Annotated in this window: 13 protein-coding genes; 7 read left to right on the top strand and 6 right to left on the bottom strand. The window is 38.7% G+C overall.

From position 1 onward, the window contains the following. Positions 1-7 precede the first annotated feature (7 nt). A complete protein-coding gene (locus tag JP39_RS02195) occupies positions 8-1,051 on the bottom strand; it encodes a phosphate/phosphite/phosphonate ABC transporter substrate-binding protein (protein ID WP_041498863.1) in 1,044 nt (347 codons plus the stop codon). 177 nt (positions 1,052-1,228) lie between these two features. Between JP39_RS02195 and JP39_RS02190 the strand changes: the two genes are divergently transcribed. Further along, positions 1,229-2,104, top strand: a complete 876-nt coding sequence (locus JP39_RS02190) for an aldo/keto reductase (protein WP_041498864.1) — start codon at positions 1,229-1,231, stop codon at positions 2,102-2,104. Between the two features lie 343 nt (positions 2,105-2,447). Here the strand turns inward: JP39_RS02190 and JP39_RS02185 are convergent, their stop codons facing one another. Together JP39_RS02185 and JP39_RS02180 are read right to left on the bottom strand one after the other, a co-directional pair. Then, complete coding sequence (locus tag JP39_RS02185; RefSeq protein ID WP_041498866.1) at positions 2,448-3,776, bottom strand: aspartate kinase; 1,329 nt, start codon at positions 3,774-3,776, stop codon at positions 2,448-2,450. After that, on the bottom strand, positions 3,776-4,951 hold the full coding sequence (locus JP39_RS02180) for a homoserine dehydrogenase (RefSeq protein ID WP_041498868.1): 1,176 nt from the start codon (positions 4,949-4,951) through the stop codon (positions 3,776-3,778). The genes JP39_RS02185 and JP39_RS02180 overlap by 1 nt, the downstream gene beginning before the upstream one ends. Positions 4,952-5,063: 112 nt before the next feature. Between JP39_RS02180 and thrC the strand changes: the two genes are divergently transcribed. Both thrC and thrB read left to right on the top strand, forming a co-directional pair. Next, positions 5,064-6,554: a threonine synthase gene (gene thrC, locus JP39_RS02175; RefSeq protein WP_041498869.1), complete on the top strand. Its 1,491-nt coding sequence runs from the start codon at positions 5,064-5,066 to the stop codon at positions 6,552-6,554. After that, a complete protein-coding gene (thrB, locus tag JP39_RS02170; protein ID WP_041498870.1) occupies positions 6,541-7,413 on the top strand; it encodes a homoserine kinase in 873 nt (290 codons plus the stop codon). Before thrC ends, thrB begins: the two co-directional genes overlap by 14 nt. A gap of 381 nt (positions 7,414-7,794) precedes the next feature. Here the strand turns inward: thrB and JP39_RS02165 are convergent, their stop codons facing one another. Beyond that, on the bottom strand, positions 7,795-8,649 hold the full coding sequence (locus tag JP39_RS02165) for an AraC family transcriptional regulator (RefSeq protein ID WP_041498872.1): 855 nt from the start codon (positions 8,647-8,649) through the stop codon (positions 7,795-7,797). 149 nt (positions 8,650-8,798) lie between these two features. Between JP39_RS02165 and JP39_RS02160 the strand changes: the two genes are divergently transcribed. The 4 genes from JP39_RS02160 (at position 8,799) to JP39_RS02145 (ending at position 12,780) form a co-directional block, all read left to right on the top strand. Continuing rightward, a complete protein-coding gene (locus JP39_RS02160; RefSeq protein ID WP_041498874.1) occupies positions 8,799-9,602 on the top strand; it encodes an alpha/beta hydrolase in 804 nt (267 codons plus the stop codon). A 246-nt stretch (positions 9,603-9,848) separates the two neighbouring features. After that, entirely contained in the window at positions 9,849-11,276 is a 1,428-nt protein-coding gene (locus tag JP39_RS02155; RefSeq protein ID WP_041501378.1) for a PTS transporter subunit EIIC, read from the top strand. Between the two features lie 111 nt (positions 11,277-11,387). After that, positions 11,388-12,140: a DeoR/GlpR family DNA-binding transcription regulator gene (locus JP39_RS02150; RefSeq protein WP_041501377.1), complete on the top strand. Its 753-nt coding sequence runs from the start codon at positions 11,388-11,390 to the stop codon at positions 12,138-12,140. A 13-nt stretch (positions 12,141-12,153) separates the two neighbouring features. Then, the gene (locus tag JP39_RS02145; protein ID WP_041501376.1) at positions 12,154-12,780 is read left to right on the top strand and encodes an HAD family hydrolase; all 627 of its coding nucleotides are present in this window, start codon (positions 12,154-12,156) and stop codon (positions 12,778-12,780) included. 315 nt (positions 12,781-13,095) lie between these two features. Here JP39_RS02145 and JP39_RS02140 read toward each other — a convergent pair whose 3' ends face one another. Continuing rightward, on the bottom strand, positions 13,096-14,481 hold the full coding sequence (locus JP39_RS02140; protein WP_041501375.1) for a flavocytochrome c: 1,386 nt from the start codon (positions 14,479-14,481) through the stop codon (positions 13,096-13,098). A gap of 1 nt (position 14,482) precedes the next feature. Continuing rightward, entirely contained in the window at positions 14,483-15,868 is a 1,386-nt protein-coding gene (locus tag JP39_RS02135; RefSeq protein WP_041501374.1) for a class II fumarate hydratase, read from the bottom strand.

Genomic DNA, 15,868 nt, shown 5'->3' with positions numbered 1-15,868 from the left:
CTACCTCTTATTTACCAATTAGTTCGTGAGTTGGTTTGTACCAATCATCAGTAACTTTTAGAAGAGTCATCTTGTCGCTCTTCTTTTGCCATAATGTTGGTGTCTTACCTTTACCATCTGAGAATAGGTCTTTGTTGTTTGTGATATCTTTTGATGTAAAGTGCTTTGCAATTGCGTCTGTATCTTTCTTGCTTAGAGCTTTTGTATTAACTACGAAAGGTCCGTTTTGAACTGGTAGAACTGAGATGTTAACTAATTCCTTACCCTTGAATTCTGAGAATGGAGCATCAGCATCATCTTTAACTTTGAATGTTGAGCCAACCTTGTCATAACTACCTTCTGAAACTTTTAGGAATGGTGTCAAATCAATATCATCAAAGGCAGCAACGTCAACGTCACCCTTCAATAAGTTGATTGCTGAACCTGGGTGAGTACTACCATAAAGAACTTTATCGAAGAATTTGCCACCTTCTGAAAGGTCATCCTTGTTCTTCAACTTGAAGTGCTTTTGAATCTCATCTGTTGGAACGGCGAAACCTGATGTTGAACTTGTTGAAACGAATGAAGCTTTTTGACCCTTAATCTTGTCGATATTGTACTTGCCGTCTTTCTTGTATTGATTGGCTTTATCTTTGTTAACCATTAGGTATGAACGGTAACTAGCACCCTTTGTAGTACCATCTGGACCTGATTGAAGAAGTAATGGTTCAACCTTGCTGTTTTGTGCATGAGCTTGGATATAACCATCAGCACCCATGAAGGCCAATTGTGCCTTACCTGATGAAATAGCTTCGATAGCTACGTTGTAATCAGTTGTTGTTTGGATGTTGATTTTCTTACCTGTTGCCTTGTGTAGTTCTTCTTGCAACGCTTTACGTGAAGCAGTAAAGTTCTTTGCTGATTCATTTGGATAGAAAACCATAGTAATTTCTTTACTATCTGCACTTCCTGCTTTTCCTGCAGCTGAACTCTTTGATGAACAACCTGCTAGAACCCCAGTAAGTAGCAAGAATACCCCTAGAAAAGCGGTTAATAATCGCCCTTTTTTCATAAATAACTCCCAACTTTCTATATCAATTTTTTTTGAACAATTTAAGGTTAACAAAGCTATGTAAAGTATCAGTTAACTTTCTGTAAAATAATTAACTGAATTCTTTACATGATTTATACACTTTATATACATTTAAGTAGGCTATAATGGAATTGAAAATAAATAGGAGGTAGGTTTATGGCTACAAATATTCCTTATATCGAATTAGCAAATGGCGTCATGATTCCCCAAGTTGGTTTGGGAGTATTCAGAATGGATGACGAACAAGTTTTGAACAGTGTTAAATGGGCTATCGAGAGTGGTTACAGACACATTGATACTGCTAGCTTTTATGACAATGAAGAGGCTGTCGGCAAGGCTATTAAAGCATCCGGCATTGATCGTAAATATCTTTTCATCACAACTAAAGTTTGGAACAACATTCGTGGTTATGATGAAACTATTGCTCAATTCAATAATTCACTACAAAAATTAGGTTTAGATTATTTAGACCTTTACTTAATTCACTGGCCTGCTGCTGGCTTTGAAGAAAACTGGCGTGCAATGGAAGATCTTTACAAAGCTGGAAAAATTCGTGCAATCGGTGTTTCAAACTTTAAAGCTCACCATATCGAACAATTGATGAAAACTGCTACGATTGCACCAATGGTCGATCAAATTGAAACGCATCCTTATCTACAAGAAACTGACCTTCACGAATATCTTCAAGAAAAGCACATCGCTCACGAATCATGGAGTCCACTCGGTGCCGGTTTGAACAAGGTTGTGGATAATCCTGTTATTAAAGAATTCGCTGAGAAATACAGTAAATCACCTGCTCAAATCATCTTACGTTGGCACATTCAACGTGGTGAAATTGTCATCCCTAAGTCAACTCACGAAAGTCGTATCAAAGAAAATATCGATTTGTTCGATTATCACTTTGACTTAACAGCTGATGAAATGGCTAAAATCGCTACATTGGACAGTGACAAACGTGTTGGTGCTGATCCCGATGACAAAGAATTTTTGGAAAAATCAACTACTTACACAAATCAAAATAATGCCAAATAAAAAATTCCAAGTTAGGATATTAATCCTAGCTTGGAATTTTTTTGTATAAATCTAAACGTTGAACGATGAAAATTGATGTCGCAATTCTAGTAACAATTTATTTAAATGGTAAAAGAATCATCACTCACAAAAAATAACTGAGTTGGAAGAGCTGAGAGTATTCATTGGCCGCGAAAGTGGCGTTATTGCTTTAGCAATTACACCACCGGACGTGTTGGAGACTTTCCGGTTTTTGGAAAGTCTTCAACTGAGGTTCGAGACCGTACTTTGGATCGGACCGTGCCGCGTAGCAGATGAATACTCTCAGCTCTGGAAACGGCATACTTCAATAAACTTTCAAATTCTATGCTGAAATCCTTTTTAAATGTTGTTCCATCGATTCACGATAAATTCGTTTAATAGTTTTTTCATAATCGTCATTATTGACGCCAAAGACAATCTTCAAATCACTGCCTTCTTGGAAAACAAACCGAACATGAATCAAACTATTATCCAAATAATTCATAATTTTTCCTGCAATAGCTGGTCGTCTACTTAGCTGCAAAGAAACCGCTGCTACCAAAGCAATATTTTGATTAACTTCAACGGAATCAATCCCGCAAGTGTGCTTCAATTTTGCAATCAAGGCTGGTAAATGTGTAGCCACTTCGCCATGCTGACACAAGAAACTGAAGCCATCATTTCCCGATGGAACTGAACTAATTGTCAAATTGAACTTTTGGAAGACTGACAAAACATTTTGTAAAACTTCCAAATGTTTATTCAACTGATATTTTCTAATAGTGATAACTGTGCAATCTTTACGACCGGCAATACCAGTCACGATATGATCATTATTCTTATCCTCATCAGCGCTGACGACCATTGTTCCCCCAGCTTCAGGATGATTTGTATTCAAAACGGCTGTCGGAATTTTTTTCTCACGTACTGGACGAACGGCCTCTTCTTGAAAGACACCAATACCCATATATGATAATTCTTGTAATTCATCATAAGTTAGACTGTCAATTTTTTCTGAATGAGCAACTATCCTTGGGTCGGCCATCAAAATGCCTGAGACATCTGTCCAATTTTCATACAATTCAGCATCGACTAAATTAGCCAAAATTGAACCGGAAATATCACTGCCGCCACGAGGCATTAAATGAACTGAGCCATCAACATTAGCACCGTAAAATCCAGGTATTACTAATTGCGAGTGCTTTGACAAAACCTTTAACAATCGTTGTTGCGACTGGACATAATCAATGCCATCGTTTGCAAAAGCCAAAATATCTTTGGCATCAACAAAATAATAACCTAAGTATGCAGCCATCAATTTAGCAGTTAAATATTCACCTCGAGAAATTAAATAATCGTGTGAACAATTAACTAAGTTATCAGCAATAATATCCAAATCGGCTTCAATATTAACATTCAGATTGAGGTCATCGCGAATACCAATAATTCGTGAACTGATAGCTTGAAATATCGGTTCTGGATCCTCATCAGCGACTAATTTTTGCTCTAAATCCAGCAACATGTCAGTCACCTTGATTGGCTCCGCAACGCTCTTACCAGCTGCACTAACAACGATGATTTGACGTTTAGCATCACTTTCAACAATCTGTTTCACTTTTTTAAACTGTCCAGCATCTGCTACCGAACTACCACCAAATTTTGCGACTTTCATTATGCGACAGCCCCCTGACTAGGCAGACTGACCATAAAGGCAGCTGCATCCTTTTGTAAAACTTTTCTCATTAAACGGTGCATTTCACCAACTGGAATTTGATGAACAGCTAGATAGGCACCCTCCATTGTTGGCTGGAAGTCTCCAAACAATTCACTGACATCCGCGTTGCTACGAACTAAATAATCGCCTTTAGTTAATTCAGGGCAATATTCCATCTTTTTATTGAAATCACGTTTCAAATGGCTCTTAGATTCTTTAATATCCAAAACATCTTGGACAACGGCATTAGCTGTCGGAAACATCCCGGCTCCTTGTCCAAAGAAATCAAGTTTACCAATAGTGTCACCATTTAACGAAATCAAATTGTAGTTATCAGGTGTATTAGCTTCCAAAGTCCGATCAAGGAATAAAGCTGGTTCCACGACATAATCGAATTTATTGCCTTTTTGATGTGTGCGGCCAATCAACTTGACTGCCAATCCTTTGGCTTGGAAATACTTCACATCGGCACAAGTAATGTTGCGGATTCCAAAAATCGGTAAATCTTTGTGATCATGAATATCAATGTCGTAAGCAATATCAGCACTGATACAAAGCTTATTTGCTACGTCAATACCATCGATATCAGCGCTTGGATCAGCTTCGGCATAACCAAGTTGTTGAGCCTTTTTCAAAACATCAATAAATGATTCACCATTGCGACTCATTTGGTCGAGGATAAAATTGCTTGTTCCATTAAAGATACCGGAAATGGAATTAACATTATCGATACGTAAGGCCTTTTCCAACCCTTGAATCCAAGGAATACCGCCACCAACGGATGCTTCAAAATAAAATTTAACATTATGTTTATCAGCCGCTTCAGTAAATTCTTTGAGATATTTGGCAATCACAGCTTTGTTAGCTGTAATCACATGCTTGCCATGGTTCAAAGCTGCCAAAATATATTCGTGCGCTGGTTCAATTCCACCAATTGCTTCTACTATAACGTCTGTTTGAGAATCATTTAAAATTTCATTCATATCGTCAGTCATTTCTGGCATCAGACGAGCTTTATTTTTTCTAATTAAGATGTGACTCACAGAGAGGTCTTGCGTTTGTACATTGGCCTTCTTAATTATTTTGTACACGCCTTTTCCTACTGTTCCAAATCCTAAGATTGCAATTTTCATAGGTTTAACCTCCTGCTTCTTCGTTTTATTGTGTTCATTAATAATAAACACTTGTTTTTAATTTATAGACAGTTTACTATATAGATAATTTAAAAGCAAGGAGTTATTACTCATGAATAAAAACTATACAAGCACTCGTAACAAGCAAATCCAGCTCTCAGCTAAGGAAGCAATCAAAAAGGGCTTTGCCGATGATGGTGGGCTTTTCGTCTACCCCGAATTATCCCAACTCAAAGTTGATCTCAGTTCTATGGAAGAAATGAGTTATCAACAAGTTGCCAATGTCGTTCTCGAAAAGTTATTGCCAGACTTTTCCACAGCTGAAATAAAGGACAGCATTGCCAACGCTTATGGCCATAGTTTTGACGCCGCCGAAATAACTCCACTTGTTAAAGTTAATAATTTCCACGTACTCGAACTATTCCACGGTCCAACTAGTGCCTTCAAGGATATTGGCCTACAGATGTTGCCTCAATTAATGAAACGTGTCTTAAAAAAAGATAACAAAGTCATGATTCTGACTGCCACAAGTGGTGACACTGGTAAAGCCGCCCTAGAAGGATTCAAGAATCTTGACCAAACTGCCATCACCGTCTTTTATCCACACAATGGTGTCAGCAAGGTCCAACAACTTCAAATGGAAACAACTGACGGCAATAATACCGAAATTACTGCTATTAAAGGAAACTTTGACGATGCTCAAACTAACGTCAAAAAAATCTTCAATGACCAAAGTTTGAAGCAAAAGCTTGGGGATAACATTAGCTTATCCAGTGCTAACTCAATCAATATCGGCCGTCTGATTCCTCAAGTTGTCTACTACTTCGATGCCTACTTACAATTAGCCAAGCAACAAGAAATCAACCTTGGCGAAAAAGTTAACTTCACTGTTCCAACTGGTAACTTTGGCGACGTTCTAGCTGGCTTTTACGCTAAACAAATGGGCTTGCCAGTAAACAAATTTATCGTTGCCAGCAATGCCAATAACGTTTTGACAAAATTCTTCAACACAGGTATTTACAATCGCAATATTCCCTTCTTGCAAACCGATGCACCAAGTATGGATATTCAGATTTCTAGCAATTTCGAACGCTTGCTTTACTACAAGAGTAATGAAGATACCGATTACGTTAAGAGTTTAATGGATGAACTAGAATCAAACGGTTCCTACCAAGTTTCAGAAGAAATTTTAAAGAGTATTCATGAAGATTTTTATTGTGGATTTGCAACTGATAAAGAAATTGAAACTACTATTAAAGATGTTTACCAAAAAGATAATTATCTGATGGACCCACACACAGCAGTCGGTTACAAAGTTATGCGTGACTATCAGATAAATGACCCTGATACACCTTCAATTCTTTTGAGTACCGCCAGTCCATATAAATTTGTCCATGTGGTAACTAAATCACTCCTAGATGAATCTTTTGACGATGACCATGAAGCTATGCAACAGCTACAAGCATTCACTCATCAACCAATTCCTGCCAATTTGGCTAAAGTTTGGGACTTGCCAATTCTTCACCAAGATGTAATCGCCCAAGACGAAATGGAAAAATACGTTTTAGAGAAAGTTGAGGACAATTTCAATGATAAAAATTAGTGTCCCCGCAACCAGTGCCAATTTAGGCGTCGGTTTCGACTGCTTAGGATTGGCTGTGTCCCTCTATTCAGCAGCTTCTTTCGAGCCCTACGATGTCAAATTAACTATCAGTGGCTGTGCTCCAAAATATCAATCAGAAGATAATCTCATCTATCGAGCTTTTGTCAAAGGATGCCAATTTCTTCAAAAGGATGTCCCTAACGTCAAAATCACGATCGATAATCACATTCCGATTTCACGCGGACTAGGCAGTTCAGCATTTTGTATCGTCGCCGGCTTGATGGGTGCAGATGCTTGGTTTGATGGTGGTTTGTCGAAAGAACAACTACTAGATTTAGCTACTGAAATTGAAGGTCATCCTGACAATGTTTCCCCCGCAATCTATGGAAACTTAGGTGCTTCATTTATCGATGAAAATGAGGTTCAAACAGTCCACTTCGAAGTAGCTGCTGATTTACATTTCGTAGCTTTGATTCCTGATTATCAAGTCAGCACTGAAAAAGCTCGCCAAATTTTGCCTAAAGAAATGTCATACCAAACAGCTATTTATCAAATCGGTCATGCAGTTGCCTTGTCCAAGGCTTTTGAAATTGGTGACTTGAAGTTGATCAAATCAGCTATCGTTGACAAAATGCATGAACCTTACCGTTCTCAACTGATTCCCGATTATCAAGCAGCCAAAGAGATTTGCCAAGATAATGCAGGTGTCATGTACATTAGCGGCAGTGGCTCAACTATGATGGCCATCACTACTGATGGTGACGCTGCTGACAAGATTATTTCAAATATCAAAAAAAGCTTCCCTAATTGGGAAACTCATCATTTAAGTGTTGATACTAAAGGCGCTACTGCAATTTAACTGTTGACTCCTCCCCGATTCTAAACAGTCAAAAACGTTCTAAGATTGATTAATTAAAATCAATTTTAGAACGTTTTTTTCTTTTAACGCGTAATGTCAGTTGATAATTTATTACAAATACTTGCATCAATTCTGCTTAGTATTAAAAAACGACTAAGTATAAGAACATTTGAATATTATTACATTAAACTAATAACGATTAATTAGTCGGAAGAGCTGGGAAATATTTGTGTGCCGTGGTAGTGGTATTGTTTGGAGACTTGACGAACTGTGTCAAGGCTTCAAACCGAGGTTCGAGACCGCTCTTTGGCTCGGACCGTTCCGCACAGCTAGTGAATATTTCTCAGCTCTGTAGACGGGATATTCAAATAACACTGCATGCTATCCCTTAGGAACCAATTGTAATTTTCGACGATACTCCAAAGGTGTCTGATGATAACGTTCTTTAAATGCGGCGTAGAAACTCTTTTCATCTGGAAAGCCAGTATCTGCCACTATTTCTGTGAATTTATTATCCGTTCTCTCAATCAACTCAGCAGCTTTTTGAATCCGTAAATGCGTCAAATATTTCTTTGGAGATATGCCCAGATATTTTTTGAATAATTTTGAAAAATAAGCATAACTGTAATTATATTTTTTTGCCATATCTGATAATTGAATTTCATCCTGATATTGTTCATGAAATTCCGCAATTATTTGTGAAATCACTTCCGGAATATCATGTTTCAATTCTTTATCAAGCGTAAAATTCTTCACCAAAATACTGATCAATTCAACTGACGTGGTCAATTGATGTAAATGATTATCTTCTGACAAATCTTGAGTTTGAAGATCCTTTGTCTCATTAATCAAATTAACCAATTCACCGAATGCTGGAATTTGACTATCCCGCACTGGACCTTTGATTAAATCAAAACTCTTTTCCCGTACGGTCTGTGGCAAGCAGTGTCTCAACCAGTTGTAATCAATCAACAATGTGATAATTCTCTGATCATCAGTAATATACGTATTAAAACTGTGAATCATACGCGAATTAATTACGTAAACATCCCCAGCCTCTAGTTGATATTTCTGATCTTCAATAAATATAGTTCCTGGGTTTCCTTTAGCAACGTAACAAACTTCAATCGCCTCATGCCAATGTGGGACAATAAATTTCTTTCCAATTGGACGATGATAAATACACTTAATGGGATTTATATAATCGAATTCTAACAGTTCCATTGGTGTCGCCATAATTAAACACTCCTTTTGCTTCAAGACAACAAATGGTAGTTGTTTGAACATATTTAAGGTTATTACCATAATTGTAAGCGTATACAATAGAGCTTGTCAATGAGATATTACTAATATCTACAATTTATATAATTACTAAGGAGCAAAAAATGGCACATATTCAAGTTAATTACTTTTCAAATGTTCTAGTAAAGGATTGTCAAATGGATGTCTTGCTTCCCCAAAGGACAGCTGACAATCCCGAATGGACTAAAGATACACTAACTGATTTGCCAGTAATTTATTTACTGCACGGTATGAGTGATGACAACACTTCTTGGTTACGCAAGACTCGTCTGGAACGATTGGTCAAACATTTGCCAATTGCAATAATTTTGCCAAACGCCGACCTTAGTTGGTATTCCAACACGACCTACGGCATGGACTACTATGATGAAATTGCGATTGAATTACCAAAAATCGTCCGTGAACTATTCCCTCAGATCTCAGCAAAACGTGAGAAGAACTTCATTGCTGGAGCTTCCATGGGTGGTTATGGTGCTTACAAAATTGCCTTATCCACTAATCATTTCAGTCACGCGGCTGCTTTATCCGGTGCCTTCAATCCCAGCGGTTCTAGTGAAACTCTCGAAAGTTTCCGTAGTAAGGAATACTGGAATGGCGTTATCAACCAACGTGACGATTTCGACAATTCACCCGAAAATCTTATCCATTTGGCTAAGCAAAAACTAGCTCTGAATGAACCAATGCCAAAACTTTACGCTTGGTGCGGTCGACAGGATTTTCTCTATCAAGATAATCAAGCATTTATCAAAAATTTAGGGGCTTTAAATATCTCAGTTGACACTGAATTTACTAATGGCAAACACGATTGGTATTACTGGGACAAGTTTATTGAGAACATTTTGGAATGGTTACCAATCGGCTATATTCCAGAAGAAAGATTGTGCTAACTATCTCCAGAGCTGAGAGTATTCATCTGCTGCGCGGTACGGCTCGAGCCACAGTACGGTCTCGAACCTCGGTTGAAGCCTTTCCACAAACCGGAAAGTCTCCAACACGCCCGGTGGTGTAATGGCTAAAGCCATAACGCCACTTTCGCTGCTGATGAATACTCTCAGCTCTTCCGACTAATTTATTTCTATTGAATTAGTAATGAATAAAACATAAAAACAGAAACTATCTAAGGAGAATCTATCATGGACTACTCAAATGATGCGAAACAAATCATTGCCGATGTCGGTGGTGATAAAAACATCAACACACTAATTCACTGTATGACTCGACTTCGTTTTACTCTCAAGGATGAAAGTAAAGCCGACGGGGCTGCGCTTGAAAAAATGGGTGTTGTTATCAAAGTTATGCAAGCTCAAGGTCAATATCAAATCGTTATTGGTAATAAAGTTACGGATGTCTTCGATGCCATTTTGAAACAATTGCCTCGTTTGGCGACTGAAGATGGTCAAGCGGCTGCCGAAACAGTGACGACTGAAAAAGTTGTTCCTCAAGGTTTTGGAGCTAAATTTAAACACGGTTATGACGAGTTTATTGGTGTCCTGACGGCCTCAATGATGCCAATTATCGGTGTTCTTGCTGGTTCTGGTATTACCAAAGGTATTCTCGCCGGTCTAGTCAGTGCCAATGTCTTGAGTGACAAATCTGGTATTTTTATGCTCATCAACACCATGGCTGACACAATTTTCTACTTTCTACCTGTTATTCTTGGCTTCACTGCAGCCAAGAAACTAGGTTCTGATCCAATTGCCCTAGCTATTATCGGTGCGTTTCTGATCCACCCAAATATTATTGGTATTGCTTCAGCCAAAGTACCTGAAATCGGCTTATGGAGTGGCTTTGCGGTCAAAGTTATGAACTACTCCGGATCAGTTTTTCCAATCATCGTTGCTGCCTGGTTAGGTAAATACGTTGAAAAATATCTTAAGAAAGCTATCCCTGAAATGGTCCAAGGAATCTTCGTTCCAATTCTCGAAATTATTATTTTATCATTTGTTCTATTACTATTAGTCGCTCCAGTTATCACCGTTCTAAGTAAAGGTTTAGCTAACGGCATTTCAGCTCTACTTTCATTCAACGGAATTATCGGTGGCGCTATCTATGGTGCTTTCTATCCTATCTTGGTAGTCTTCGGCTTACACTGGCCACTCATCCCTATCGTTATCAATGATTTAGCCGTTACTGGTCAAAGTGTTATCTGTGCTTTAACATCAATTACAGCCGTTGGTATCGCTGGTGGTGTACTTGCTGTAGCTATCAAAACTAAGAAGAAGAGCCTTGAAGCATTAGGTTATTCGGCTGGCGTTTCAGCTTTCTGTGGAATCGCCGAACCTTCACTATACGGAATTCTTTTGAAATACAAACGTGTCTTCTATATGGTCATGATTGGTAATGCTGTCGGTGGTGCTGTAGCTGGTGGTATGCACTTAGTTATCTACGGATTTACCGGAAGTTTGATTGGTTTCCCATCCTTTATTAATCCTAAAACTGGTATTGACGGCAACTTTACTGCTTATGTCATCTCACACCTGATTGCCTTTGGAGTCGCCTTCGTTTTAACATTCCTCTTCGGATTCAATGACAAGATGGAATCATCTGATCAAGAAGCATAATAAATTATGAAAAAGGCCTTCGGGTCTTTTTTTATTGTTAATTGTATTTTAAGCGAAAATAAGTTACTATCAAGTTAAATACTTATTATAGCTTAAAAGTGGTGATTGCTTATGCAAAAAGAGCGCTTAGATTTAATTTTAAAAACTTTACAGGAAAAACAAACTTTAACCCTCAAGGAAATCATTGATTTAACTAATTCTTCACGTGACACTGCCCGTCGCGACATTGTCAAATTAACTGACAGCAACCTGGTTGAACGCAGTTACGGTGGCATCAGTATGCCCAATACTTTCAAAAAACTAGATGGTTATTTAGAACGTAGCGATGATTACGTCAATACCAAGCGTGAGTTAGCCAAAAAGGCTGCCGTTTATGCTAATCAGGCAACTCAGATTTACTTGGACATTTCGACAACGGTTGAATTCATGCCCCAATATCTAACCAAGCAAAACCTCTTCGCCGTCACTAATTCGCTCGATATTGCCGACCAACTGATCCGCCACTCACCTTGTCAGGCACGAATTCTCGGTGGCAATCTGGATGCCGAAAAACGCTGTGTTACCGGAACTAGACCATGTCTGGGTTTGGAAAACTATACTTTCGACTACGCTTTTCTAAGCAGCGTGGGTATTGACGAGGACGGTATTTATTACGCTTATGACGACGATATCGATTACAAAGCCAAGATTCGTAAACAAGCAAAAAAATTAGTTTTACTCTTGGATAGCAGCAAGGTTAATGTTAAACACAACTTTAAAGTCCTCAACCTCGATCAGATTGATTACATCATCACCAACAGCCACTTGCCACAAAAGTTGGAGAATCGTTTATTAAAATCGAAAACGCAAATGATTTACATCTAAGGAGAAATTATTTATGTCGAAAACAATTTTATTTGACGTCGATGGAACACTTATTGATACTGAGAAAACTATTATAAAATCATGGCAAAAGACTTTAAAAGATACACTAAATATTGAGCCAGCAGCTGAAGAACTCTTCTACGTCTTGGGAATCCCTGGAACTAAAGCCGTTCAAAAATATTCCAATGGACCTCAACAAAGCCAAGAATTACTAACATTGTGGGAACAAAACGATCACAAGATGTTTCACTATTCGGAACTCTTTGACGGCATCACGACCATGTTGCAACAATTGAAAGACAAGAATATCAAATTAGGCGTAGTCACTTCAAGAACTAATAAAGAACTTCAATTAGTATTGGATAATTTTGACATTGAAAAATACTTTTCCACTTTCATCACCGCTTCAAAAACAAAACTCCATAAACCAAATCCTGAGCCAATCCTCAAAGCAATTGAAACATTACAAATTGACCCAGCCGAAACGTTATATATCGGAGATTCAATTTATGACTTCCAATGCGCACGCAACGCTAATGTCGAATTTGCTTTAGCTAGTTGGGGATCTAAAGATAATCCCGAGTTTTCAAAAGTTGATTATTTATTAAAGCAACCGACCGATTTAGTTAAATTGGTTTAACAATTGAAATTTATACAAAAAAACTAGTAATCATAATCGATTGCTAGTTTTTTCGTATTTATAAAATTAATTGAAGCATGAACATACTAGAAGAGACAACGATGCTGCCTCAAACCAACACAATAGCCGAAGGTTGCGAGGATGGAGACTGCTGTGAAGGTAGAGTTAGGACGGTGGTTTTCCGTTCTTACTCTACGGGACGACTTTGGAGACTTGCCGAACTTTGGCAAGGCTTCAAAGCGAGGTGTGAGACACAAGGCTTTCGCCGGCCCCCATAGCTGACTCCGTCCTCGCGGCCTTCGGCGGCTCCACCAACTAACTTAAATATTTGAATACTTGTTGTCCAGCCTGTCGACCAAAAACAACTGTCTCAGCAATTGAATTTCCACCGATACGATTGTTTCCGTGTAATCCACCAACAACCTCACCTGCTGCAAACAATCCTGCGATAGCTTTTCCGGCTTCATTAAGCACTTGGGTCTGATGGTTAATTGCCACGCCACCCATTGTGTAGTGAACCGCTGGTGCAATATGGATTGCATAAAATGGTCCATCAGAAATATCTCTTTCCATACCAGTTGTACGACCGAAATCTGTATCATTATGATTCTTAACCGCTTGGTTCCACTTAGATATGGTCTGTTCTAATTTATCAGCATTGACATTAATTTCCGCTGCCAATTCAGCAATTGTCTGTCCAGTTGTAACTAAACCAACGTGATCATAAAATTCAATGGCTTTAACACGGTTTCTAATATCACGATCAAGAATCAAGTAAGCGCCAGTGCCACCTAAATCATCGATTGCTTTCGTAACATTTTTTCTAGTGTCCAATTCATTGACGAAACGCTGTCCAGCATTGTTAACCAGAATGGCACCTTCACCACGAACTGCTTCACCAATCAAGAATGCGTGTGGTGTATCTTGTTGAACCGTTGGATGAACCTGGACTTGGTCCATATCCACCAATTTGGCACCAACTTTTTCAGCTAATTTCAAACCATCACCAGTTGCTCCGGGTTGATTGGTTGTTCGCAAATTCAACAAATCAGAACGATATTTTGCCAACAAATCTTTACCCGCACCAAAACCACCCGTAGCCAAAATTACCGATGGAGCTTTGATTTGAACTTCATTTGCAGCATCGGCTTTAACACCAGCAATATGACCATCTTCAAGCAACAAGTCAGTCACTTTGATATTGTCAAACAATGGAATCTCATCCTTGGCAATCCACTTCAACAATTCAGTTACTAAGTAACCACCAATTGGTGCTAAAGTGCTGGGACGGTGCGTTCTCATCGTTTTCATCCCACCAGTAATTGTGATGTCATCCAACTTGATATCATGTTGAGCCAACCAATCAATTGCTAAAGCGCCGTGTTCTGTGAAAAATTTCAATAGTTCAGTATTATTTTGTTTGCCACCGCCGACATAAGTTTCGTTATAAAATTCCTCAAAACTATCGACAATTTTATGGTCAAGTTGAACTGAAGTTTCAGCCGCGTTCATACCTGATGAGGCTCTAGTAGTATTGCCACCTAATTTATCCATCTTTTCCAAAATAACTGGTGAAAGCCCTAATTCGTGTGCTTGAATGGCAGCCGTCAAACCAGCTCCACCGGAACCAATAATGATAACGTCATAATGATCCTTTAATTGTTCAATCTTAGTTGGTTCAAAGACAAATTTTTCTGCCATGCTATTTCTCCTCAATGTTAGTCATATCAATCGGTACAACCCATTTATCAAATTGTTCCTCAGTTACCAAGCCAGATTTAAGTGCCGCAACCTTCAATGTCGTGCCATCATGCAGTGCTTGTTGAGCAATCTCGGCACTTTCGTGATAACCAATGTGTGGCGACAAGGCGGTAACGGTCATCAGTGAACGGTCGACCAATTCTTCCATACGCTCTTCATTGACTGTCAAGCCGGAAATCATCTTATCAGCGAAGCCATACATCGTACCAGTTAATAAATCAGCTGATTCCAAAAATGTATAAATTAATACAGGTTTATAAACATTCATTTCAAAGTTACCTTGACTGGCAGCCACATTGATAGTTACATCATTTCCCATGACACGAACCGCAGCCATCGTAATTGCTTCAGCCTGTGTAGGATTAACTTTACCGGGCATAATTGAAGAACCAGGTTCATTGGCTGGAATATTCAATTCGCCATAACCAGATCTGGGACCACTACCAAGAAAACGAACATCATTGGCGATCTTCAACAAATCGCTAGCCAAAGTTTTAATAGCACCATGAACAACATTTAAACCAGAATGAGCCGCTAGTCCAAAGAATTTATTGGTATCAGCTGTAAATTCATGCTCATAAACGACACTCATTTGTTCAGCAATCTTATCAGCGAAGTGTGGTGCAGCGTTCAAACCAGTTCCGACAGCTGTTCCCCCCATTGCCAATTCGCCAAGAGTTTTATTCAACATCTTCAAGTAAGACAAGTCATGTTCAAGCATGCTGACCCAACCACTGACTTCTTGTCCAAAAGTTAAAGGTGTGGCATCTTGCAAATGTGTCCGACCAATTTTGACAGTTTTCCAATACTTAGCTTGTTTTTGCTTCAATTCATCAATCAAATGTTGAATTGAAACCTCAAGTTTATCAACCGCTATGGCAGCTGTTATGTTCATTGCTGTTGGAAAAATATCGTTAGAACTCTGACCGTGATTGACATCGTCATTAGGCAAAATTTGGATTTCAGAATTGATTCTCTGGGCAACGTGCGCCACAACTTCATTAACGTTCATATTAGTTTGCGTACCAGAACCCGTTTGATAAACAACCAAAGGAAAATCCTTTCGCAAGTCAGCATCATCAAGGCTCAAGAGTTGATCAATTGCCTCAACAATTAAATCAGCTTTCTTAGCATCAATTGCTTGAACCTCTTTGTTGGCAATTGCAGCCGCTTTTTTTATCTGTAACAACGCCTTGATAATTTCCAATGGCATCTTAGCACCAGTTGAAAAATTATTACGACTACGTTCAGTTTGCGCACCCCAGAGTGCTTCAGCTGGAATTTTGACAGCACCTAACGTATCTTCTTCAATTCTATAATCAGACAT

The organism is Companilactobacillus heilongjiangensis (assembly GCF_000831645.3).
Taxonomy (GTDB): Bacteria; Bacillota; Bacilli; order Lactobacillales; family Lactobacillaceae; genus Companilactobacillus; species Companilactobacillus heilongjiangensis.
Note: the sequence above shows the minus strand (reverse complement) of the source record. Positions and strands in the feature narration are given on the sequence as shown.